Origin of the sequence: Sphingopyxis sp. MWB1 (genome assembly GCF_000763945.1) — a bacterium.
Taxonomy (GTDB): domain Bacteria; phylum Pseudomonadota; class Alphaproteobacteria; order Sphingomonadales; family Sphingomonadaceae; genus Sphingopyxis.
Genome location: NZ_JQFJ01000002.1, coordinates 2063338 through 2085948 on the forward strand (window position 1 = coordinate 2063338; position 22611 = coordinate 2085948).

The following is a 22611-nucleotide window of genomic DNA, read 5'->3' on the forward strand; positions in this document are numbered from 1 at the left end:
CACCGCGCAGATTGCGAGGGACGCGGGGTTAGCCGATATCCGTCATGCCTCGCATCATCTGATCGATTTTCTTCATGGCGTCGCGTTTGATCTGACAAACACGAGCCGCGCTGACATCAAGCGTCAATCCGATTTCGTGCAGGTTTAGCTCTTCAAAGAAATAGAGCTGCAGCACCATTTGCTCGCGCTCCGACAGGCGGTGGATACAGCGGCGCAGGGCCTTTTCCAGATCCTCCTGCTCCAGCCGTACATCGGCATTGTCCTCATCATCCATCAGCAACAAGTCGCCGCCTTCGACCATTTCCTCGATCGAAGAGGAGCGACCGTGGGTCGCGCTACGCTCCAGCATGAAATATTCCTCGGCCGACATATCCAATGCGGCCGCCATTTCACCTGCACTTGGCGTCCGCATCAACTGCTGCTGCAATTGGTGACGAACAGCCTGAATGCGTTTGCTGGCGTTCATGGCCGACCGTCCCACATCGGCCTCTCGGCGCAGCTGATCGATCATCGCCCCCCTGATGCGCGTTGTGGCATAGGTGGCGAAAGCAAAGCCGCGCTCCTCATATTGGCGGCTCGCTTCAATCAGCGCGATCAGCCCCGTCTGGATAAGATCGTCCAATTCGCTGGACCGGGACACGCGTGAGAAAACCTGCCAGGCAATCTTGCGGACCAGGGGCGCATATTCTTCGACCAGCCTCTCGACGCTGTCCCCATAGCCATGCGGCCGGGGTGGGCGCGGGCTGACGCCGACAAATTGTTCGGCGGGTTCAATTCTCATGCGATTGATCCTCCATCTGGGCTTCGGCCCCATCGGCAAGACGCGGCGTCTCTGCGCCGATCGTCGCGACGATCTCGGTTTGTTTGCTGGCAGGGATTTCGAGGTAGGAAATCACCGCTACGTCGGGGAAAGTTGCGCGCACAAGCCGCGAAAGGGCGGCGCGGCAAATGGGCGAGGCGACGAGCGCAAAGCTGCGTGTGGATAGGAGCAAGGGCTCGACGGCCTGCCCGATCTGCTCGACGATCTTCATCGCCATGCCATGTTCAAAGGGCCATTCGGCGCCGGGATTGGCGCGCACGGCCTTGTTGAGCAGCACTTCAATATCGGGGCTGAAGGTGACGACGGGCAGCGGCATGCGGCTCGGCACGATCGTCTGGACGATCAGCGCGCCGATGCGCTGGCGTACTGCCTCGACCAGCTCGTCATCGCCAAGCTGTTGCTGCGACAGCGCGACCATCGCTTCTGCAATTTTGCGGAAATCGCGCAGCGGGACGCGCTCGACGAGCAGCGCCTTGCACAGCGCGGCGACGCGCGGCAGCGCATAGCCTTGCGGGCTGAGATTCTGGGCAAGCTGCGGATAATGCGCCTTCAGATTGTCGATCAGCGCTTGCGCGTCGTCGATGCCGAACAGTTCAGAAGCCGAAGCAATGATGCTGTTGTTGAGGTGCGTGGCGACGACCGTTGCCGGATCGACCACCGTATAGCCTGCCGCAATGGCGTCATTCTGCAAGGCCTTTGGAATCCAAAGGGCGTCGAGGCCGAAGGTCGGGTCTTTGCACGGACGACCGCTAATCTGCGTGACGAGATCACCCGAATCCAGCGCCAGCATTTCATTGGGGAAGACTTCATCTTCGCCGATGACGACCCCGGCGACCGAGATGCGATAGGCATTTCCGGGCAGCGACAGATCGTCTGCGACCTTTACCGCCGGGACGACGAAACCCAGTTCTTTCGACAATTGGCGGCGGATGCCGGTGATCCGCGTCATCAGTGGCGCGCCCTTGCGCTCGTCCACCATATTGACGAGGGCATAGCCGATCTCGAGCTGGCAGGGGCTGGTGTCGCTGACGTCCGACCATTCGATATGATGCGGGTCGGGCGCGGGCGCGGCGGGTTCGGGCGCGGCTTCTGCCTCGGCCTGCGCGCGCTTCATCTGCCAGCCGACCGCGATGCTGAGCGCTGCGGCGGGCAGGATCAGTATTTGCGGCATGGCAGGAACCATGCCCAGGGCAAAGAGGATGCCGCCAACCGCAAACCAGATATGCGGGGCAGAAAATTGGCTGCCGATCTGGCCCGACAGGTCAAAGGGCGATGCAACGCGGGTTACGATGGCGGCGGCGGCGATCGACAAGAGCAGCGCCGGGATTTGCGCGACCAGCGCATCGCCGATCGCCAGCGTGACATAGGTCGCGCCTGCCTCTGAAAAGCCCAGGCCGTGGCTGGCCATACCGAGAATGAGACCGCCGACGATGTTGACGAACAGGATGAGCAGGCCCGCAATCGCGTCGCCCTTCACAAATTTGGACGCACCGTCCATCGACCCGTAAAAATCGGCCTCGGTCGCCACTTCCTGGCGGCGCGCCTTGGCTTCTTCGGGGGTGAGCAGTCCGGCGTTGAGGTCGGCGTCAATTGCCATCTGCTTGCCGGGCAAAGCGTCGAGGGTGAAGCGCGCCGACACTTCGGACACGCGCCCCGCGCCTTTGGTAATCACCACCAGATTGATGATCATCAATACGGTGAACACGAACAGGCCGACGACATAATCGCCGCCGATCAGCACCTGGCCGAACGCTTCGATGACATGGCCGGCAGCATGCGTGCCTTCATGCCCGCTGACGAGGACCACGCGCGTCGAGGCAACGTTGAGCGCCAGCCGGAACAGGGTCGCCAACAGAAGAACGGTTGGAAAGGCCGAGAAATCGAGCGGCTTCGATGCCTGAAGCGCGACCATCAGGATCAGCAGGCTGATCATGATATTGCCCACAAAACTAATGTCGAGGATCAGCGGCGAGACCGGGACCACCATCAGGGCGACGACGATGAGCATCGCGGCCGGCAGGGCGGACGTCGCCGCGATCCGGGCGGCGTTGCGGGGGTTGAAACCAGCGGTCATGCGGCTCCTCCCGAAAGAGTGGAGAGCCGGCGGTAGGCGTCAGCAGCAAAACCCATCGACAATTTTTTCGGCATGGGTTGAATATCCATCATCTGAAGGGGCGGACGCCCGCCGCCGCCACTGCCCGCGCCATCGGCGACGGCATTCTGACTGGAGGCCATCTGCCAGCTTGGAGGCGCGGCGTAGGGCTGGGGGGCGACAGGGCCGCCGGCATCCAGCTTTGCGCGAAAGCGTTCGCGAATCTCGGAAAGGCTGCGCGCCCGCCCGTCGGAAGCATAGAAGATCGCCCGATTGGCCGCCGCAGCCTCGGGCATCATGGGCGCGGCGCTCTGGTCGGGATCGGCGGCAAGCGCGGTCAGAAAGCGGACCGCACCCGCACTGCCCAGGAAATGGGCGAGGTAAAGATCGACCGGTTCAGCACGGCGACCGATACGGCTTTCCACATAGTCGCGATTATCGGCGGTGAAGGCCGCCGCCATGGCAGAAGCCGCCGCGGGGTTGTCGCGCAGATCATATATTTGCTGGCGTAGCGCGGGATCGCTGACCGAGAAGCGCCCCGATGCATCGCGAGTGATCGCGTCCGCTGCCCAGGCAAGTCCATGGCTGGCGCCATGGCGGTCGAGGGTCGCGAGCCAGGTCTGGCGTGTAAACTGAAAAAGACCCCGCGCCGAAGAGGTTGCGGCCTGGGCGGTAGGGTTATAGCCGCTCTCAACCCGCGCGACATCGACCAGATAGTCAAAGGCGATTCCGGTGCGTGCCGACGCCTGCTGGACCGCGTTGACCACGGGGGCCGCGATGCGCTGGGCGGATGGGTTGTTGATCGTGCTCATAGCTTTGGTTCCGCTGGTTCAGCGAAATCAAAGCAACCATCGTGCCAACTTTTATAATGGGAGGTTTTCTAGAGTTTAATCAGTAGGATAAGGCAACGCCGCGGGGTTGGGCGCCGCGCAGCTCGCGATTTTTGTCAATCCTCTGACGCGTCCAGTTTTTCAGAATATTGACGCGGATAGCCGCGGCTTCCAGTTGCGAAAGCGTGCGAGAGATAAGGGCGTGCGCGCGATTCTCTTCGCCAGCGGGGATATTTGTTCCCCGCAACAGAATGACGGCGGCGGCCAGTTCCTCGGTCGCAGTGACAATGGCCCCGGCATCTTGACCATCCAGGGCCGTGATAAGAGCCTGGAGCTGCTTTTCCACCGTATCAATCTGGCTCTGCATCACTGCCCACCTGCACGAAAGCGCAGCATCGCATCCGCAATCTTGTCCACATTGACGCTATAGCTGCCGTCCGCAATGGCGTTACGCAGCGTGGCGATACGGCCCACATCGACCGGCGGGCCTTGTTCGGCGAGCTCGCTCGAGAGGCTGATCAGCCGGGGCGTTGATACGGCTTCGGCGGCCGGTTTCACCGGTGCGGCTGAACGCATGGGCGTCGCTCCGTCGCTAGGGACCCGATGTAGCGCGCTCGTACGAACGACGCCGCCGGCGGCGTAAAGCCCGATTCCATTGTCCGTCGCCATATGCGCCTCCATCCTTTACCGCCCCGAAAGGCGACATGCTACGAAGCTCTTAACGGCGGAAGATTCGTGGGATTAAGTCGGCTTTCGGGAAAAAGCGCAAAAGAAAGCCCGGCACCGTCGAAAAAGTGACGGTGCCGGGCCTGATTGATGGCCTGAAGGCGAGGTTCAATCCGACAGGCGAGCTCGGCCCGGGCCGGTGACGCGGGCGGATAGCATATGCTTGCGGTCGTCGCCTCGCAGGGCGATGGTCTCGCCGAGCCGCCCGTCTTCGGCAGCAATGGCGGAATAGCTTACCGAAAAACTGGCGGTGTCGATCGTCACCCGCACATTGTCTCCGCGCCGGATTACCGGGGCGGCCGCGGCCGGGCGAGCAAAGCTTGCCGCATGTGGCGAAGCGCCGGGCGCGTTGACCATCGGGACGCGCAGGCGCCAGCCCAGCGAGGAGCAGCGCACCGCGAGCGCATTGGCGTCAATGGCAGTGATCGAAGCCTGTTCGGGGCAGCGCGCCAATTTGATGCGCCGGTCGATGGGCTGCGCGCTGCGTCCCATGGCATTGGCCACCATCTGGGTCAGCGTGTCGATCGTTTGCCAATCTTCATAAGGCTGCTCGGCGTGGCTCGCGGGGGCGAGCGGAAGGCTGACCAAGCTGGCAGCCGCAAGGGCAAAGCTGGTGCGCAACATAATCCGTCTCCTTCGAATCAACGGTGCTTCCACCGGACGAAAATCATCAGTCCATGGTTATGCAGGAACTGTGCCATACCAGTGTGCAGCCTGCTTCCAGGGCGGCGCGGGTCGCCCCGTCATTTTTTTGACGAGGGCCAGCCCCGTCCGCTTTCGGCGCCGCAGATCGATCAGAAAAGGGCGTAAAATCAAGCGCAAATCTGATTTGGCACGTCCGTTGCATCATTCTCTTCGTTTCCGCACGTCCGCGCTGGCCAGCCCAGCCGGATCGCGAAAGAAGGATCAGGATGATGGCATCGGAAAAGCTATTCGGCATGCATGCAACCGCGCTGCAATTGCGCAGCCAGCGCATGATGATGCTCGCCTCGAACATCGCCAATGCTGCGACGCCCAATTACAAGGCGCGCGACCTTGATTTCGCCAAGGCGCTGGATCTTGCCAAGCAGGGCGGCCCTACGGACGGCGCGATCAAATATCGCGTACCGGTTCAGCCTTCGCTCGACGGTAACACCGTCGAAATGGCGACCGAGCAGACCGCCTTTGCCGAGAATGCGCTCGCCTATCGGTCGAGCCTCGCCTTCCTTTCGGGGCGCATCAACACGCTGACGCGCGCGATCAAGGGAGAATAGGAATGAACGGCAGTTTCTCCGTATTCGATATCAGCGGGCGCGCCATGTCGGCGCAGCTCGTCCGCCTGAATACAACGGCATCGAATCTGGCCAATGCCGGGACGGTTGCGGGCAGCGAGGGGGAGGCGTTTCGTGCGCTGAAACCCGTCTTTCGCACCGTCACCGACGCCCATGGCCGCGCCACGGTGCAGGTCGACCAGGTCGCCTCTTCCAAAATGGCGCCGTCGAAACGGCACGATCCCACCAACCCGCTCGCCGATGCGGAGGGCAATGTGTGGGAGGCCGCGGTCGATAGCGCGGCGGAACTGGTCGAGATGGTCGAAACCGCCCGCCAATATCAGAATAATGTCCAGGTCCTCGAAACCGCGAAAGGCCTGATCAACGAAACGCTGAGGATGGGACAATAATCATGACGACAACCAGCGCCATTAACGGATCGGACCTGCCGACCGTCCCGAAAAACAGCGGGATGCAATTGGGGCAGGGCGATTTTCTGCGTCTTATGACCGCCCAGCTGTCGCAGCAGGATCCGTTCAACCCCGTCGATAATACCGAGATGGTCGCGCAGATGGCGCAATTTTCGAGCCTGGCGGGCGTCAGCGAAACCAATGTGATGCTGAAGAATATCGCCGAGCTTTTGAAAACCCAGACCGATCTTCTGAAAGACATAAAGGCAGCGGGCAATCCGCCTGCCACCCAAACCCCTGCTGAGGAAGGATAACAGCCATGTCATTTTATACGTCGCTTTCGGGCCTGAAGGGCGCCCAGACCGATATGTCGGTCATCTCGAACAATATCGCCAACGCCAGCTCGACCGGCTTCAAGCGTAGCCGCGCCCAATTTGGCGACCTCTTCGCTTCATCGCCGACCCAGTCGACCCGCATGATCGCGGGGCAGGGCCAGCGCCTCAATGGCGTGATGCAGCAATTCACCCAGGGCACGATCGAGGCGAGCGAAAAGACGCTCGACCTCGCCATTGCCGGTGAAGGCATGTTCATGGTGAAGGGCGAGCCGCCCCGCGAGGCCGTGACCTATACGCGCAACGGTTCGTTCAGCGTCACCAGCGACCGTCAGGTCGTCGATACCACGGGCGCGAAGCTTCAGCTTCTTCCCGTCGACGCCAATGGCGAAGTGACCGACCGCACGCTTGCGGGTGCCTATGACTTCATTCTGCCTTCGGGCGCGCCGAGCGATCCGACCTCTGGCCTGGTCAATGTCTCGGTCGGCCTCGACGGGCTCGTGACCGCGACCTTTGCCAATGGCGAGGATCAGATGCTGGGCAAGGTGGCGATGGCGACCTTCCCTGCGATGGAAGGGCTGCGCCCGGTGGGCGACGCGCATTGGCAGTCGACGGGCGACAGCGGCCCGCCGACCATCGATGCTGCGACCAATGGCCCGATGGGATCGATCCGCTCGGGCGCGCTTGAACGCTCGAACGTCGATATCACCGAAGAGCTGGTGCTGCTGATGGCCGCCCAGCGCAACTTCCAGGCCAATGCCAAGGCGATCGAAGGCTCGTCGAGCCTGACGCAGACCATCATCGGGCTGCGTTGACGCATCGCTGATCGCCGCCTGTCGGGAGATCCTTCATGGACCGTCTTATCTATACCAGCCTCACCGGAATGCGCGGCAGCATGTCGCGTCAGACGGCGATTGCCAACAATCTGGCCAATGCCCAGACGCCGGGCTTTCGCGCCGATATGGCGGAGGCGCAGTCGCTCTGGCTCAAGGGCGGCGGCATGGGAACGCGGGCCATGGCCTCCGAAGAGGTGATCGGCGCCGACATGCGTCTCGGCACGATCACCGAAACGGGGCGCGACCTCGACGTCGCGATGCAGGGCGATGCGCTGCTCGTGGTCCAGGCGCCCGATGGCGACGAAGCCTATACGCGGCGCGGCGATCTGCAATTATCGGCGAGCGGGCTGGTGACGACGGGCGATGGGCATCCGGTTCAGGGGATGCAGGGTCCGCTGACCTTGCCTCCCGCGGATGCCGTCAAGATCGACGCCGATGGCCGCGTCTGGATTGTGCCCGCTGGCGGTGATCCGGAAAACCCGCAGGAGGTCGACCGCATCCGCCTTGCCACTCCCGCCGGGTCGGACATCGTCAAGGGCCTCGATAATCTGTTTCGCGTCAAGGACGGCGGCATTTTGCCCGACGACCCTGAGGCGCGCCTGATTACCCGTTCGATCGAAGGATCGAATGTTTCCGCCACCACCGCGCTCGTCGAGATGATCGAGGCGAGCAAGAGCTGGGACACGCAACTTCGCCTCGTCAGCAGTGCGCGCGACATGGACAATGCCAGCGCCAATCTGATGCAGCTTCCCCGATAGGAGTTTAGGATATGAGCTTCGGTGCTCTTCACGTCGCCCGCACGGGGCTTGATGCCCAGGGCTTTCGCATGCAGGTGATCGCCAACAATCTGGCGAACGTCAACACCACGGGATTCAAGCGCGACCGCGCCAATTTCGAAACCTTGAGCTACCAGATGGTGACCCAGCCGGGCGCGCCCTCGGCAGCGGAAAACCGCTATGCCACCGGGCTTAACCTCGGCACCGGGGTCGCGCTGGCGGGGACTGCGCGCATCGACACGCAGGGGACATTTGCCGCCACCGGCAACAACCTCGACATGGCGATTGACGGGCCGGGCTATTTTCAGGTGCAAATGCCCGACGGACGCATCGGCTATACGCGCGCGGGCAATTTCGGGCGCGCCGCCGACGGCACCATCGTCACCTCCGACGGCAAGCCGCTCGAACCGCAAATCCAGATTCCCGAAGACGCGACCAATGTGTCGATTGGCGCTGACGGCACGGTCTCGGCGAGCGTTCCGGGGCAGGCCGAGGTCGTCGAACTTGGCCGCATCGAAATCGCCCGCTTTGCCAATCCGGCGGGGCTGCAGGCGATTGGCGACAATCTGCTCGTCGAAACCGCCGCCTCCGGCCAGCCCATCGTGGGCGCAGCCGGCGAGGAAGGGCGCGGCAGCCTGCGCGGCGGCATGCTCGAAGGGTCGAACGTCAATGTCGTCGAAGAGCTTGTCGACATGATCGAGACGCAGCGCGCCTATGAGGTCAATTCAAAGATGATCCAGGCCACTGACGAGATGATGAAAAATGCAACGCAAACGCTCTGATCTGATCGGCCTCGGCTTGATCGCGCTCGCGCTGGTGCCTTCCGGTGCCGACGCGCGCGACAAGCCCGAGGCCGATGCGTTCGCGGCCTCCATGCCGCTTCCGCCGCCTCCGCCCCCGGCCAATGGCGCAATTTTTCAGGGCGCCTACACCCCCCTCACCTCGGGCGGGCGCGCCGGACAGATTGGCGATATTCTGACCATCCAGCTCGTCGAGCGGACGATGGCGTCGAAAAGCAACGCTGCGGGCACCCAGCGGGGCGGCAGCGTCGGGCTTTCGCCGCCGAGCACCGGACCCTTGTCGCTGTTCAATCCCAGCGACATTGGCATGGGCGGCGACCAGCAGTTTCAGGGCAAAGGGCAGGCATCGCAGTCGAACCTGCTCGCCGGGGAAATCAGCGTCACCGTTGCCGGCGTCTATCCCAATGGCACCTTGTTCGTGCGCGGCGAAAAGCTGATCACCCTCAATCGCGGTGACGAGCGCGTCCAGATTTCAGGCATTGTCCGCCCGATGGATATCGGCCCCGACAACCGGGTGCTTTCGACCCGCGTGGCCGATGCCCAGATCCGTTATGTCGGCAAGGGGGAAATTGCGCGCGCGAGCCGCCAGGGCTGGCTGCAGCGCTTCTTCTCCATGATCAGCCCCTTTTAAACCGAAGGATATTCACGTGGCCCAGCGTCCCCGTCTCTTCGCTCTCATCGCCTTGCTGATGGCAGGCCTGTTCCTGTCCGCGCCCGCTTCGGCGGAACGGATCAAGGATATAGGGCAGTTCCAGGGCCTGCGCGCCAACCAGCTCACCGGCTATGGCATTGTCGTGGGCCTCGCTGGCACGGGCGACGACAGCCTCGATTATTCGACGCTGGGGATGAAGGGTGCGGTCTCGCGCTTTGGCCTCACCCTCCCGCCGGGGGTGAACCCGGCGCTCAAAAATGCTGCGGCGGTGATGATCACCACCGAATTGCCGCCCTTTGCCAAGCCCGGCCAGCGTCTCGACATCACTGTGTCGGCGATCGGCAAGGCGAAAAGCCTGCGCGGCGGCACGCTCGTGCTCGCGCCGCTCTATGGCGCCGATGGACAGATTTATGCGATGGCGCAGGGCAATCTGGTGATTGGCGGGCTTGGGGTTGACGCTGCCGACGGATCGAAACTCACCGTGAATGTCCCTTCCAGCGGACGCATCGCGGGCGGCGCGACGGTCGAGCGCGCCGTCGATACGGGTTTTACGAACCTCGACTGGCTGACTTTCAACCTGCATCAATTTGACGCGACCAATGCCAAGCGGGTGACCGACGCGATCAACGCGGCCATTCCGGGCACGGCGTCGATGATCGATGGGGCCAGCATTGCCATCCGCGCCAGCGGCAATGGCGATGACCGGATGCGGCTGATGTCGCGGATCGAAAATCTCGATGTGCGGCGCGCGGAACCTCCGGCGAAAGTCATCGTCAATGCGCGCACCGGGACGGTCGTGATCAACGGCGCGGTGCGGGTCGGAACGGCGGCCGTGACGCATGGCAAGCTGACCGTCTCGGTCAAGGAATCGCCGATGGTGGTGCAGCCCGCACCCTTTAGCCGCGGCCAGACCGCCATCGAAGAATCGAGCGAGATCGAAGTGACCGAAGAGGCGCGTCCGGTCTTCATGATGGAACCCAATGCGTCGCTGTCCGAACTGGTCGATTCGATCAACCGGCTCGGCGTGTCCCCCGGCGACCTTGTCGCCATCCTCGAGGCGCTGAGCCAGGCTGGCGCGCTCACAGCAGAATTGGTGATCATATGAGTCCCATTTCTTCTCCTTCGCTTTCATCGCCGTCCCCTGCCGCTTCGGGCGGGGGGGATGACGGGCTTCGCAAAGCTGCCGAGGCTTTTGAGGCGGTGATCCTGCGCCAGTTGATGGCGTCGATGCGGCAGGCCAAGCTTGGCGACGACATCATGGGGTCGAGCGCGACCGATAATTTCCGCGAAATGGCCGACGCGCGCACTGCCGACAGCATGGCGAGCCTTCGCCAGTTCGGCATTGCCGACATGGTCGAACGCCAGTTTCGCGGGCTTGCCAATGGAGCCGGACAGTGAGCGACCTTCTGAGCATTGGCGCGAGCGGGCTTCGCGCCTATTCGCGAGCCTTGTCGACGATTGGCGATAATATCGCCAATGCCCAGACCCCGGGCTATGCCCGCCGCTCGCTGGAATTGCATCAGGCGCAGGCGGGCAGCAATATGATGCTCTATCGCGGCGCGGTAAATCCCGGCGGCGTCGATATTTCGGGCATCAGCCGTTCGGTCGATGCCTGGCTGATCGAGGATTCGCGCATTTCGGGAAGCGATGCGGAACGTTCTGCGACGCGGCTTGCCTGGCTTGAACGGGTGGAGGGCGCGCTCAGCAACGAAACCAACGGGATTTCGACCGCGCTCACCAAATTATATACCACCGCCGACCAGCTGACCGCCGACCCCAACAACCAGACGCTGCGCGCACAGTTTCTGCAGGCGGTCGATGATGTCGCCTCGGGCTTTCGCACGGCGGCGGGGCGCTTGTCGGACATGGCGCAGGGGGTCGAAGCTTCGGCCGCTGCCGTCACCGATGCCTTCAACACCGACCTTGCCGCGCTGGAGGAAATCAACATCGGCCTGCGCAAGGCGCGGCCCGGCTCGACCAATCAGGCTAGCCTGCTCGACGAGCGCGACCGGCTGATCGACAAATTATCGGCGGCGGCGGGGGTCACAGCCAGCTTCGATGATCGCGGCACGGTAACGCTGCGCGCTTCGGCCTCCGGCGATCTTCTGGTGGGCGGAGGCACCGTCAACCCGATTGCCGTCTCGGCGGCGGCCGATGGCCGCCTTTCCTATACAATTGGCGGCGCGCCGATTCCCATTGCCACCGGTGCGCTCGCCGGCCTGTCGCAAGCCGCCGACCATGTCGCCGACCAGCGGGCGGCGCTCGACACGATGGCAAGCGACTTTGCCACTCAGCTCAACGCCGCGCACCAGGCCGGTTTCGACAAGGCTGGCAATCCAGGTGTCGCGCTTTTCTCGGGTGCGAGCGCCGCCACGCTTACGGCCAATGCGCTGAACCCCGATCAGGTCGCTGTCGCCGATGGCGGCAGCAGCAATGGCAATATGCTCGCCTTTGCCGCCATGCGCGGGGCAGGCGGGCCGGAGGATCGCTGGTCGGGCCATCTGGCGACGCAGGCGCAGGCGACCGCTTCGGCGCGCGCGCAGGACGCCGCCGCGAACACCCGCGCCGATGCCGCTTATGCGGCGCGCAGCGCGGTCAGCGAGGTCGATATCGACCGCGAAGCGGCCGATCTGTTGCGCTTCCAGCAGGCCTATTCCGCTGCCGCCCGGACCATTCAGGTCGCGCGCGAAACCATGCAGACTTTGCTGAACTCGCTCTAGAAGGACGCCGACGATGATTAACGCCGTAGGCAATCGCATGACCCGCGAAATTGCGCGCCAGCAAAAGCTGGCGGAGCAGCTTGAACGCACCCAGATCCAGATTTCGACGGGCAAACAGCTTCAGCGCATGTCCGACGATGCCGTGGCCGCGCGGCGGATTTCGACGATCGGCAAGACGCAGGCGAGCATGGACAGCTGGGCGACCAATATCGCCTCGGCCCAGGCGCAGGTGTCGCAGGCCGATGGCGTGCTGAAATCGGCGAGCAATCTCCTCAGCCGCGCGCACGAACTGACCCTCTCGGCGGTCAGCGATTCGATGAATCCGGCGGACCGCGCGGCGATTGCCACCGAACTCAATGCCATTGCCGACGAACTCGATGGCCTGGCCGCCACCCGCGATTCGAATGGCGACCCACTGTTCGCTGCCGGAACCGCGCGTGTCATTCGGTTTGATTCGGATGTCAGCTTTGCGCCCGTTCCTTCGGCCGCCGATGTTTTCGTTATCGGTGGGAACAGTCTTTCGACGAGCCTGCGCGACGCGGCCACCGCGGTCGCGGCCAGTGACAAGGCGGGAATGAACGCCAGCCTGACCACCTTGGATGCAGGCATCGCGCATATCGCGAACCGCAACGCCACGGTCGGCCTCTCGGCCGGGCGGCTCGACCGGATCGAGGACAGTCTGGCGACGCGGGGCATTGCGATTGCCGATGAACGCTCGACGCTGGAGGATACCGATCTTTCCATCGCCATCGCCCAGCTCAACGCCCAGGATCTGACGCTCAGCGCCGCCCAGGCGGCCTTTGCGAAGATCAATCGTCAGACCTTGCTCGATATTTTGCGCTGACGCCCTCAATAATCCGGCGCTGCTGCCGTTACAGATAAAGACGTCCCTGTTTGGACGGGCTTCGCAAGGGGCCCGAATGGAGTTGCCCGCGCATGTTTCCCGCTATCGGCATTGTCGTTTTGCTGTTGCTGGTCTTTGGTGGCTTTGCGCTGTCGGGAGGAAATCTCGCGCCCGTCATGCATGCCTTGCCGCACGAGATGCTGATCATCGGCGGAGCGGCGGCGGGATCGCTGATCATCGGCAACTCGGGCCGCGACCTGAAAGCGCTGGGACGCGGGCTCGGCAAAGTGTTCAAGGGACCGCAATATCAAAAGCAGGATTATCTCGACGTTATCCTGCTCGTCTCCACCCTCATGAAGATGATGCGGACCGAAGGACCGGTCGCGGTCGAACCGCACATCGAAGATCCGCAAAACTCCACGCTGTTTCAGCAATATCCCAAGCTTTTGAAGGATGACACGCTCATCCACCTCATCTGCGACACGCTGCGCCTTGTCGTCGTCTCCTCGGGCACGCTTGAGCCCCATGCGGTCGAGGAGGTGATGGATAATGCGGTGAAAAGCCATCATCATCATGCGATCAAACCCGCCGAAGGCTTGCAGAGCCTCGCCGATGCTTTGCCCGCGCTGGGCATTGTCGCTGCGGTTCTGGGCGTGGTGAAAACCATGGGCTCGATCGACAAGCCCCCCGAAGTGCTGGGCGGCATGATCGGTTCGGCGCTGGTCGGCACTTTCCTTGGCGTCCTGCTCGCTTATGGTCTTGTCGGCCCCTTCGCGACCCGCGCCAAGACGGTGATCGAGGCGGACGCGGCCATTTATCATACGGTGAAACAGCTCATCATCGCCTCGCTTCACGGTCACCCGCAGCCCTTGGTGATCGAGGCGGCGCGGTCTGGCGTCGAACATGCCAACCAGCCGAGCTTTGCCGAAGTGTTTGACGGAATGCGGGGCCGCTGATGGCGGCGCGTCCCAACACCCCGCCGCGCCCGATCATCGTCAAAAAGGTGATCGAGGGCGGGCATGGCGGCCACCATGGCGGCGCGTGGAAGGTTGCCTATGCCGACTTCGTGACGGCGATGATGGCCTTCTTCTTGCTGATGTGGCTGCTTGGCGCCACGACCGAAAAGCAGAGGAAGGCGCTCGCCGATTATTTCGCGCCGACCATCGTGCAGACCAAACAGGATTCGGCGGGTTCGAAGGGGCTGTTCGGCGGCGAATCTCTTGTGTCGGTCGACAAATATCCGCACCGCCAGGGGCAAACGGGCACACGCACCATGACCATCCCGCGCGACGCCACGGGCGGCCCGCGCGAAGCCTCGGGGCGCGAGCGGGAGAATGAACGGCGCCGCTTCCAGCTTCTCGCCCAGTCGCTCAACGAAAAGCTTTTGTCCAAATCCGAACTCAAGCGGCTCGCACGCAACCTGCGCTTCACCGAAACGATGGAAGGGCTAAGGATCGATGTCGTCGATGACGCCGACCTTTCGATGTTCCAGCTTGGTACCAGCGAGCTGACGCCGGCCGGCGCGCGCCTGTTCAGCGAGATCGCCACGGTGGTGGCGGCGGTGCCGAACCAGCTCATGATCCGCGGCCATACCGATTCGGCGCCCTGGTCGGCGGGGTCGGGCACGAATAATTGGCGACTGTCGGTCGACCGCGCCGAAGTGACGCGCAATTATCTGGAGTATCGCGGCATCGGGACCGAGCGTTTTCAGCGAATCGAAGGGGTCGCGGATCGCGAACCCCATATCCCGTCCGACCGCCTTGATCCGCGCAACCGCCGTATTTCCATCACTTTGGGCTGGCGATTGGCGGGGGATAATTAGTGCCAGTTTGGCTGCATCAACTCTGTTAACCGCATGGTTAACCCCAATCTGCTGCCAAAATGGCGATAAAATCATGATTTGAAGGGGTTGAGAGCCCTTGGATAATCTTTTGTTTACCATTTTCGTCAATTTCTCTCTCCCGAGGGAAGCGCCCGTCTGCGGCGCGGTGGAGATTGAAGACGATGACTGCGGGGAAGAATAATCAGGATCTGGCGCTCGAAGCGCTCATCATCGGCAGCAGCCCGGCGACAAGCCATCTGCGCGAGATGATTCGCCGGGTGGCGCGCTCCAATGCGTCGGTCATGCTCTGCGGCCCGTCGGGGTCGGGCAAGGAGCTGGTCGCGCGGGCCATTCACGATATGGGCGCGCGGGCTGAAAAGCCTTTTGCTGCCATCAACTGCGGTGCCATTCCCGCCGAACTGATCGAATCCGAATTATTCGGGCACGAAAAAGGCTCCTTCACCGGCGCCACCTCGCGTCGCCTCGGCCATTTCGAAGCGAGCGAAGGCGGCACCATCTTTCTCGACGAAATTGGCGACATGCGCTTCGACATGCAGGTCAAGCTGCTCCGCGTGCTCGAAGAGCGGACGATCGTTCGCGTCGGCAGCAGCGAGGTTCGCAATGTCGACGTGCGCGTCATTTCGGCCACCCATCAGGATCTGGGCGCCGCCATCGCCGATGGCCGCTTTCGCGAGGATCTTTTCTTCCGCCTCGGCGTCGTCGTGCTGCAGGTGCCGAGCCTCGCCAGCCGGGTCGAGGATATTCCGGCGCTGATCCGTCATTTCCAGCGCAAGATGCCGGCGTCGGCCAAATGCCAGTTTGACCAGGGCGCGCTGTCGGTGCTGATGCAGCATCGCTGGCCCGGCAATGTCCGCGAACTGCGCAATTTCGTCGAACGGGCGAGCGTTCTTTACGGCGGCGAAACGCTGGGCGCGGAGGAAGTGGCTTTGCTGCTCAATCCCACGGCGCAATTCACGCTGCCGCTTGAAGCTGCTTCGGCGAGGACGGCCAATGAGGCGGCCTATGCCCTCGATACCGAGGCTGATGCGGATGCGGAGGCTGATGTCGATATGGCCGCAGAGGCTGCAGAGGCTCCCGTTCCGGTTGCCAAGGCGCCCACGCCTGCACCCGGTCGCCCCATCGACCTGAAGCGCGAGATAGAGAATATCGAGCTGGAGCAGATCCACGTCGCGCTCGAACTCGCCGATGGCATTATTTCAGAGGCTGCGCGTCTGTTGACCTTGAAGCGCACGACCCTGATCGAGAAAATGCGCAAATATGGTGTGCAACAGGCGCAGGCCGCCTGATCATTTCCTACTTCCTTTTGGGCGGATAATGGGCGGCCAGCTCTTGCCTCAGGCCGCGGCGGCGTTCGCTTGCGGACTGCGAAGCTGACGCCATGCATTGCTGACGGTGAGTAGCCCTTCGAGCAATTCCTTCAGCATATCCTCGCTGTTCGCGGCGACGGCTTCGTCCAGCTTGCGGCGCATGCTGCGATAGACGCGCGACAGCGACGCCGCGACGTCACCGCCCGCCTCATGGTCCAGCCCGGCATCGAGCCCGATCAATATCGCGCGCGCGCGATGTGCGGGATCGGTCGCGGAAATGCGCTGGCCTTGGCGGATCATTGCGCCCAGCACGCCCAGCGAGACTTCGAGCTCGTCGTAGAGCATCGTCACCAGTTCGACCGGATCGGCGGCGGCGGCGCGGCTTTCCTGTTGCAGGCGGCGGTAAACACCTGTTGCACGGACGGAGGATGCGGTGGCAGTCACGGTCGGCAGCCCTATTTATACTGATTATTCCACATCTCGATCTGCTGCTCGAGATAGGATTGGGTGGCCTTGAAGGCGGCCAGCTTGGCATCGAGCGAGCCATATTGCTTCTCGAGCCGCGCGCGATAGGCTTCCTCCCGCGTCTCAACCTTGTCGAGCTGGTCCATCAGCGTTTCGCTACGATCGGTCAGCGATTTGTTGACGCGTTCCAGCACGCCATTCTCGCCGGTGGCGGCATCGCGCAGCCGGTCGAGCACCACGGCAATGCCGGGTTCATTGCCTTCATTATGCGTGGCGTCGCGGCGGGGGTTGAACATCGCTTCGACCGCGCCGGCGTCTTCGGCCAATATCTTGTCGAGCTTGGTGCGGTCGAGGGTCAGAAGCCCTTCCTTGTTCGTTGAAACGCCGATGTCAGCCAGCTTGTTGATGCTGCCATGACCGGTCAGCACCTGGCTGATCAGTCCGCCCAGCTCATTTTCCAGCTGACGCAGCGAGGAGGTGGAGCCGGGCATGGAGGCCGCGGCTTTGACGCTCTTTTTCAATTGATTATACACATCGACAAAATCGCCGACCGTCTGCCGCAACATGTCGAGCGGGCGGCTCGCGCCCAGGTCCACGCCCTGACCGGGCGCGGCCTTTTTCAGTGTCAGCGACATGCCGGGGACAACATCGTCAATGATGTTGGAGGCGCGGCTGAAAGCAACGCCATCGACGGTAAATTCGGCGTTGGCGGCGCTTTGGCCCATCGTCATGCCGCCATTGGTGGCAAAGGCGGCGAGTCCCGGATCGGCACCGCCATCAGCGGTCAGCGTGAATGCATTGTCCGCGCCATTGGCGCCTTTCAGGATCAGGCGGTGCCCACCCTGATCGGCAATGATTGACGCCGTGACGCCAGCGTCACTGGCATTGATCGCTGCCGCCAGCCCGTCAAGGCTGTCGTTGGTGCCGTCGATGGTGATCGCATGATCGGTGCCGCCGATGCTCAGCGTCATATTGCCCTGCCCAATAGGGGCGGTGCGATCGGCGACGACGCCCGAATAGCTGGTTTGCGCGCGGGCAAGCTGGGAAACAACCAGCGTCGCCGAAAAACTGTCGGCGGCAACCCCGGCGCGCGAGGTCGCCGACAAAATGCTTTCGTCGGACACGGTCGGAATGCTGCGCAGCGTCCCGTCAGAGATCATCTGCGCGAGCGAATCGGCAAAGCCCATCAGATCGGACCGGGCCTGCGCAACCGCGCTGATCCGCGCCTGATTCTGCTGTTGCAAGGCAGAGATGCGCGCAACCTTTGGCTGGCGCGACGCTTGGGCCAGGTCGGCGACCAGCTGCTTGGTATCAATGCCCGACCCAAAGCCGAGCGCATTGGCGATTGAACTGACCATGGCAATATCCTTCGCATCCCTTAACGGCGGCGCGCGCGAAAGATTAAGGGGCGGGTTCGCGATTCCGATCGTCAGCCGGTCCCCAAACGGCGGTTAAGCGCCGCGGCGGCCTTCGGGGTCGAAATGATGCGATGGCGGTATATCGACCACCGGCGGCGCGGTGCCTTCGGCGACCGCCTGTTCCAGCCGGAAGACAAAGGCGAGGACGGTCGCGACGGCGACGAACAATTCCTCGGGGATCACCCGGCCCGCGCGCGAGGTGAAGTAGATGGCGCGGGTCAGCTGCGGATATTCGAGCACGGGCACATTGGCATCGCGCGCCAGTTCGCGGATCGACAGCGCAACGTCGCCGCGCCCGCGCGCGACGACGACCGGCGCGGCGTCGGTGCCGGGGCGATAGCGCAGCGCGACGGAAAAATGGGTGGGGTTGGTCAGCACGACTGTCGCCTCGGTCACCGCCTTGCGCGCCGATCCGCTCATAATCTCATGCTGGCGCTGGCGCTGCGCCTGCTTGAGTTCGGGCGCGCCGTCAGACTGGCGCATTTCCTCCTTGATCTGCTGCTTGGTCATCATCAGCCGCTTGTTGCGCTGGTGCCATTGGGCGGGAACGTCGATCAGCGCGATGACGACCAGTCCCCCGGCGAGCGCCAGCATCGCATGACCAATGGCCTTTCCGGCAAGGCCAATCGCGCCGATCAGGTCGGCGGCGGCCAGGTTCATGATCGCGGGCAGGCTTTGCACCACGAGCCAATAGCCGATGGTGCCGAGCAGCAGCACTTTCGCCAGCGCTTTCCCCAGCTCGATCGCGCCTTGCAGCCCGAAAATGCGTTTCAACCCGTTGATCGGGTTGATGCGATTGCCCTTGAAGGCGAGCGCCTTGCCGCGCCAGCCCCAGGACCCCAGCATCGCGGGGCCAGCGAGCGCGGCGCCCAGCGCCAGCGCGAACAGGCTGATCAGCGGCAAGAGGATATCGACGCCATTGCGCAGCAGCGCCTGTGCGGGGTCGAAATCGGCGACATCGGCGGCGCTCAGTGTCAGCCCCCGGCGCACCAGATCGCTCGCCGACTGGACGAACCAACCCCCCGCCGCGAGGATCCATCCGGCGGCGGCGAGCATCATCAGCGCGGTGGCGAGTTCGCGCGACATCAAAACATCGCCCTCGCGCTTGGCATCGGCGCGCTTCTTGGGCGTCGCCTGTTCGGTTTTCTGGTCCTGGTCGGGCTGGCTCGCCATGCCGCCTATCCTGCCGCCAACATGCGTGCCACATCAAGCGCGTCGGACAATATGCGCGCCACCGCTTCGGCCATCACCGGGGTGCCCACCGCAAGCAGGATGACCCCGGCGAGCAGCGTTGCCGGAATGCCGACCGCAAACAGGTTGAGCGCAGGCGCCGAGCGGCCGATCACGCCCATGATGATCTGGACCAGAATCAGCACAAAGCCCACGGGCAGGGCAATGGTCAGCCCGGCGGCGAACATCAGGCTGCCAAAACGCAACAGCCGCCCGATGGCATCAAAGGACGGAAAGGCCCCGCCCGGCGGCAGCGCGGCATAGCTGTCGACGATGATCTCGATCAGCAGCAAATGCCCGTCGGCGGCGAGGAACAGTGCGGTGGCGAGCATCGACAGAAATTGCCCGACCGCGGTGCTCATCCGTCCGCTGGTCGGATCGACCATGGCTGCAAAGCCGAGGCCCATGGCATTGCTGATCGCTTCACCTGCGAGCAGCGCGGCGGCCAATCCCATTTGCAGCACGAAGCCCATGGCAAGGCCAATCACGACTTCGCCCAAAATGAAGAGAAATCCGGGGAAGGAGACAAGGCCTTCGGGCGGCAGCGCGACATTGGCTGCCGCGACCGCGGGAACTCCGACCGCGAGCGCGATCACCAGCCGCAATTGCACGGGTACATTGGCGGCGCCAAAGACCGGCGCGGCGATAAAGGCGGCGCCGGGACGGATCATCCCCAGCATCCAAAGCTGGAGCATGGCCTCGATATTGGGGATGTCGGCGGGATTCATCGGGCGGTTCGCTCGCGCCTCAGCGGACGAGGCCCGGTATCTGGGCGTAAAGCTCGCGGGTGAAATCGGTGAGCAGCACCAAGATGCTGCCGCCAAAGATCGCAAGGCACACCGCCGCGACGATCAGCTTGGGGACAAAGGTCAGCGTCTGCTCGTTGATCGAGGTCGCCGCCTGCACCATCCCCAGAAACACGCCGATGATCAGCACGGGCAGCAACAGCGGCGCCGCCGCAAGGGCGAGCACCCACAGCGCCTGCTGCGCCACTCCGACGAAATAATCGGCCTCCACCGCCTATGTCCCCACAAAGGATGAAGCGAGCGACCCCATCGTCAGCGCCCAGCCGTCGACGAGTACAAAGAGCAGCAGCTTGAACGGCATGGATATGATCGTCGGCGACAACATCATCATGCCCAGCGACATCAACGCGGATGCGACGATCAAGTCGATGACGAGGAAGGGCAGAAAGATCAGAAAGCCGATCTGGAACGCGGTTTTCAGCTCGCTGGTGACAAAGGCGGGAAGCAGGATGGAAAAGGGCACATCCTTGGGGCTGGCATAGCTTGGCGCCTTGGCGATTTTGGCAAACATCATCAAATCGGTCTTGCGCGTCTGCGCCAGCATGAAGCCGTGCAGCGCATCGCCCGACCGCACAACCGCCTCGCCAATGTCGATCTGTTCCTGGCCATAAGGCTCGACCGCGACGCGGTTGATCTCGCTGATCACCGGCTGCATCACAAAGAGCGAAAGAAACAGGCTGAGCCCTACCAGAACCTGGTTCGGCGGCGTCTGTTGCAGCCCCAGCGCATGGCGCAGGATGGAAAGGACGATGATGATCCGGGTAAAGCTGGTCATCATCAAAAGCAGCGACGGCAATACCGTCAGCAAGCTCATCAGGACGAGGATCTGGAGCGACAGGCTCAGCGGGCGGCCATCGCCCCCGATTTCGGCCATGGCGCGATTAAGCCCCTCGGCGGTATCCTGCGCCGATGCCGCCGGCGCAACCGCCAGCAGCGCGGCCCCGCCCGCCAGCGCGGCAAGCCGCCACAAGGTGCGGCGATCCATCGCCCAATCAATCGACATGGAAATCGCCCTGACTGTCGTCGGCCAGGCGGGTGATGCCATTGCGCGATACCGCAACCAAAATGCGCTGGCCGGCAAATTCCACCACCGCCAGCTTCGATCCGGGGCCGAGGGGAAGGACCCCGACCATCTGGATCGGCTGATCGGGGCGCGGTCCGGTCAGCGGCACGCCCATCTGGACGCGTTTCCACAGCCACAGGCTGCCCCACGCCATGGCGCCGATGATCGGCAACAGGATCAGCAGGCGCAGGATATATTCGAGCATCAGCCCCTCCGCTCAAGCCCGGCGAGGCTGCGCTCGGGCGCGACCACTTCGGCGACCTTGATGCCATAGCGTCCCTCGACGCTGACGATCTCGCCCTTGGCGATCAGCGTGCCATTGGCATAAATATCGAGCAGATCGGTTGCCGCGCGATCGAGTTCGATCACGCTGCCTTCGGACAGGGTCAGCAGTTCGGACAAGGTCATCGACGTCGATCCCACCTCAACCGACACGCGCAGCGACACGCCCGCGAGCAGGTCGAAATTGGGCGCGGCGGCAATATCCTTGTTTCCCCGCCTTTCCGGCGGCGGTGCGGCGGGCGCTTCGCTGATGTCAGTCATGATCCGGTCCTTCCTCGAGCTGTTCGATCAAGATGGCGGCATTGCCATTCGCCTCGCCGATGCTGCCAATGGCAAAGCTGCGGTCTGCGACGGTGACGGGCACATGGCGCGGCATATTGATGGGGATGACGTCGCCCGCTTCGAGCGACAAAAGCTTGGCAAGGCTGATCTCGGGGCGCGCCAGCACCGACCGCACGGGCAGGCGCACATTCTTCAGCGCCTTGTTCAATCCCGCATTCCAGACAGGGTCGCGCAGCGGCGCGGCCTCGACCGCCGGTTCGGCGTCGGCAATGCCGCGCAGCGCCGCCAGCGGATAGGCGCAGGCGATGCTGCGATCCTCCAGCGGGGCGCCGCGCAGGGTAAAGCGCTGGACCAGCAGCTCATCGCCCGCGCGCACCGCGGCCAGCTTGGCCGCGTCGGGGGTTACGCAGTCGAGCTGCGGTTCGATCTCCAGCCGGTCGCGCCAAGCGGCAGCAAGCTGCAACCCCATGTCGCGGCCCAGCCGGGCGGCAAAGCGCTCCTCGGCATCGGTCAGTTCCTCGCGCTTGGCGGGTAATTTTCCTTTGCCGCCATAGAAAATGTCGACGAGCTGCAGCACCAGCATCCGCGATCCGGACAAAAGGATCGGCCCTTTGAGCGGCGGGGCATGATAGCGCCAGAAAAGCGCGGCGTCGGACGCCTTGGTCCATTCGGCCATGCTCATCCGCTCGGTGCCCGCCCGTTCCACCTGAACCTGGGGGGCGCCCAGCGCGCGGACAAGATCGCGCAGCGAGCGCGCAAATTGCGTCGCCACCGCGTCCATCGCCGGAAAAGCATAGCCATCCGGCGACTTGCGCAGCAGCAAGGAC

29 protein-coding genes are annotated in these 22611 nt (G+C 63.3%); 14 read left to right on the forward strand and 15 right to left on the reverse strand.

The genetic code is table 11. From position 1 onward, the window contains the following. Nucleotides 1-28: 28 nt before the first annotated feature. From JV18_RS0110350 to JV18_RS0110375, 6 genes are all read right to left on the reverse strand, one after another. Nucleotides 29-781: a sigma-70 family RNA polymerase sigma factor gene (locus tag JV18_RS0110350; RefSeq protein WP_033074417.1), complete on the reverse strand. Its 753-nt coding sequence runs from the start codon at nt 779-781 to the stop codon at nt 29-31. Next, nucleotides 771-2894, reverse strand: a complete 2124-nt coding sequence (gene flhA / locus JV18_RS0110355; protein ID WP_033074418.1) for a flagellar biosynthesis protein FlhA — start codon at nt 2892-2894, stop codon at nt 771-773. Before flhA ends, JV18_RS0110350 begins: the two co-directional genes overlap by 11 nt. Beyond that, nucleotides 2891-3724: a transglycosylase SLT domain-containing protein gene (locus tag JV18_RS0110360; RefSeq protein WP_033074419.1), complete on the reverse strand. Its 834-nt coding sequence runs from the start codon at nt 3722-3724 to the stop codon at nt 2891-2893. The genes flhA and JV18_RS0110360 overlap by 4 nt, the downstream gene beginning before the upstream one ends. A 79-nt stretch (nt 3725-3803) precedes the next feature. Beyond that, the gene (locus JV18_RS0110365; RefSeq protein ID WP_033074420.1) at nt 3804-4109 is read right to left on the reverse strand and encodes a hypothetical protein; all 306 of its coding nucleotides are present in this window, start codon (nt 4107-4109) and stop codon (nt 3804-3806) included. Next, the gene (flgM, locus tag JV18_RS0110370; protein WP_160174191.1) at nt 4109-4318 is read right to left on the reverse strand and encodes a flagellar biosynthesis anti-sigma factor FlgM; all 210 of its coding nucleotides are present in this window, start codon (nt 4316-4318) and stop codon (nt 4109-4111) included. Before flgM ends, JV18_RS0110365 begins: the two co-directional genes overlap by 1 nt. 258 nt (nt 4319-4576) lie before the next feature. Then, entirely contained in the window at nt 4577-5092 is a 516-nt protein-coding gene (locus tag JV18_RS0110375) for a flagella basal body P-ring formation protein FlgA (RefSeq protein ID WP_033074422.1), read from the reverse strand. A gap of 287 nt (nt 5093-5379) precedes the next feature. Here JV18_RS0110375 and JV18_RS0110380 point away from each other — a divergent pair, with 287 nt between their 5' ends. The 14 genes from JV18_RS0110380 (at nt 5380) to JV18_RS0110445 (ending at nt 16217) form a co-directional block, all read left to right on the forward strand. Beyond that, nucleotides 5380-5721 carry a flagellar basal body rod protein FlgB gene (locus JV18_RS0110380; protein WP_033074423.1) on the forward strand — a complete coding sequence of 114 codons (342 nt, stop codon included), beginning with the start codon at nt 5380-5382 and terminating at the stop codon, nt 5719-5721. A gap of 2 nt (nt 5722-5723) precedes the next feature. Next, entirely contained in the window at nt 5724-6128 is a 405-nt protein-coding gene (gene flgC / locus JV18_RS0110385; protein ID WP_033074424.1) for a flagellar basal body rod protein FlgC, read from the forward strand. 2 nt (nt 6129-6130) lie between these two features. After that, nucleotides 6131-6442 (forward strand): flagellar hook assembly protein FlgD, encoded by a 312-nt coding sequence (locus JV18_RS0110390; protein ID WP_033074425.1) that lies wholly within the window; start codon nt 6131-6133, stop codon nt 6440-6442. 5 nt (nt 6443-6447) lie between these two features. Next, nucleotides 6448-7275 carry a flagellar hook-basal body complex protein gene (locus JV18_RS0110395; protein ID WP_033074426.1) on the forward strand — a complete coding sequence of 276 codons (828 nt, stop codon included), beginning with the start codon at nt 6448-6450 and terminating at the stop codon, nt 7273-7275. A gap of 35 nt (nt 7276-7310) precedes the next feature. Next, nucleotides 7311-8054 carry a flagellar basal body rod protein FlgF gene (locus JV18_RS0110400; protein ID WP_033074427.1) on the forward strand — a complete coding sequence of 248 codons (744 nt, stop codon included), beginning with the start codon at nt 7311-7313 and terminating at the stop codon, nt 8052-8054. An 11-nt stretch (nt 8055-8065) separates the two neighbouring features. Further along, nucleotides 8066-8854: a flagellar basal-body rod protein FlgG gene (gene flgG / locus JV18_RS0110405; protein ID WP_033074428.1), complete on the forward strand. Its 789-nt coding sequence runs from the start codon at nt 8066-8068 to the stop codon at nt 8852-8854. Next, entirely contained in the window at nt 8835-9503 is a 669-nt protein-coding gene (locus tag JV18_RS0110410) for a flagellar basal body L-ring protein FlgH (protein ID WP_033074429.1), read from the forward strand. The genes flgG and JV18_RS0110410 overlap by 20 nt, the downstream gene beginning before the upstream one ends. 58 nt (nt 9504-9561) lie before the next feature. Continuing rightward, on the forward strand, nt 9562-10629 hold the full coding sequence (locus JV18_RS0110415) for a flagellar basal body P-ring protein FlgI (protein WP_033075246.1): 1068 nt from the start codon (nt 9562-9564) through the stop codon (nt 10627-10629). Next, nucleotides 10626-10922 carry a rod-binding protein gene (locus tag JV18_RS0110420; RefSeq protein ID WP_033074430.1) on the forward strand — a complete coding sequence of 99 codons (297 nt, stop codon included), beginning with the start codon at nt 10626-10628 and terminating at the stop codon, nt 10920-10922. Before JV18_RS0110415 ends, JV18_RS0110420 begins: the two co-directional genes overlap by 4 nt. Then, nucleotides 10919-12244 (forward strand): flagellar hook-associated protein FlgK, encoded by a 1326-nt coding sequence (gene flgK / locus JV18_RS0110425; protein ID WP_033074431.1) that lies wholly within the window; start codon nt 10919-10921, stop codon nt 12242-12244. The genes JV18_RS0110420 and flgK overlap by 4 nt, the downstream gene beginning before the upstream one ends. 13 nt (nt 12245-12257) lie before the next feature. After that, nucleotides 12258-13088 carry a flagellin N-terminal helical domain-containing protein gene (locus JV18_RS0110430; protein WP_033074432.1) on the forward strand — a complete coding sequence of 277 codons (831 nt, stop codon included), beginning with the start codon at nt 12258-12260 and terminating at the stop codon, nt 13086-13088. Nucleotides 13089-13180: 92 nt separating this feature from the next. Continuing rightward, on the forward strand, nt 13181-14044 hold the full coding sequence (gene motA / locus JV18_RS0110435) for a flagellar motor stator protein MotA (RefSeq protein WP_033074433.1): 864 nt from the start codon (nt 13181-13183) through the stop codon (nt 14042-14044). After that, nucleotides 14044-14910 carry a flagellar motor protein MotB gene (locus JV18_RS0110440; protein ID WP_033074434.1) on the forward strand — a complete coding sequence of 289 codons (867 nt, stop codon included), beginning with the start codon at nt 14044-14046 and terminating at the stop codon, nt 14908-14910. Before motA ends, JV18_RS0110440 begins: the two co-directional genes overlap by 1 nt. Before the next feature lie 182 nt (nt 14911-15092). Next, nucleotides 15093-16217 (forward strand): sigma-54 interaction domain-containing protein, encoded by a 1125-nt coding sequence (locus JV18_RS0110445; protein ID WP_052071894.1) that lies wholly within the window; start codon nt 15093-15095, stop codon nt 16215-16217. Nucleotides 16218-16265: 48 nt separating this feature from the next. Here JV18_RS0110445 and JV18_RS0110450 read toward each other — a convergent pair whose 3' ends face one another. The 9 genes from JV18_RS0110450 to JV18_RS0110490 all read right to left on the reverse strand — a co-directional run bounded on the left by JV18_RS0110450 (nt 16266) and on the right by JV18_RS0110490 (nt 22607). Then, nucleotides 16266-16682, reverse strand: a complete 417-nt coding sequence (locus JV18_RS0110450; RefSeq protein WP_033074435.1) for a flagellar export chaperone FliS — start codon at nt 16680-16682, stop codon at nt 16266-16268. Between the two features lie 11 nt (nt 16683-16693). Then, complete coding sequence (gene fliD / locus JV18_RS0110455) at nt 16694-18061, reverse strand: flagellar filament capping protein FliD (protein ID WP_033074436.1); 1368 nt, start codon at nt 18059-18061, stop codon at nt 16694-16696. A 93-nt stretch (nt 18062-18154) separates the two neighbouring features. Continuing rightward, nucleotides 18155-19294: a flagellar type III secretion system protein FlhB gene (gene flhB, locus JV18_RS0110460; RefSeq protein ID WP_033074437.1), complete on the reverse strand. Its 1140-nt coding sequence runs from the start codon at nt 19292-19294 to the stop codon at nt 18155-18157. Nucleotides 19295-19299: 5 nt separating this feature from the next. Then, nucleotides 19300-20079, reverse strand: coding sequence for a flagellar biosynthetic protein FliR (fliR, locus tag JV18_RS0110465; RefSeq protein ID WP_033074438.1), 780 nt, complete (start codon nt 20077-20079; stop codon nt 19300-19302). A gap of 19 nt (nt 20080-20098) precedes the next feature. Next, nucleotides 20099-20368, reverse strand: coding sequence for a flagellar biosynthetic protein FliQ (locus tag JV18_RS0110470; protein WP_033074439.1), 270 nt, complete (start codon nt 20366-20368; stop codon nt 20099-20101). Between the two features lie 3 nt (nt 20369-20371). Beyond that, nucleotides 20372-21142 carry a flagellar type III secretion system pore protein FliP gene (gene fliP / locus JV18_RS0110475; protein ID WP_443027793.1) on the reverse strand — a complete coding sequence of 257 codons (771 nt, stop codon included), beginning with the start codon at nt 21140-21142 and terminating at the stop codon, nt 20372-20374. Nucleotides 21143-21149: 7 nt separating this feature from the next. Further along, complete coding sequence (locus JV18_RS0110480) at nt 21150-21425, reverse strand: flagellar biosynthetic protein FliO (protein WP_033074440.1); 276 nt, start codon at nt 21423-21425, stop codon at nt 21150-21152. Continuing rightward, a complete protein-coding gene (fliN, locus tag JV18_RS0110485) occupies nt 21425-21763 on the reverse strand; it encodes a flagellar motor switch protein FliN (protein ID WP_033074441.1) in 339 nt (112 codons plus the stop codon). Before fliN ends, JV18_RS0110480 begins: the two co-directional genes overlap by 1 nt. Next, nucleotides 21756-22607 carry a FliM/FliN family flagellar motor switch protein gene (locus tag JV18_RS0110490; RefSeq protein ID WP_235303137.1) on the reverse strand — a complete coding sequence of 284 codons (852 nt, stop codon included), beginning with the start codon at nt 22605-22607 and terminating at the stop codon, nt 21756-21758. Before JV18_RS0110490 ends, fliN begins: the two co-directional genes overlap by 8 nt. Between the last annotated feature and the right edge of the window lie 4 nt (nt 22608-22611).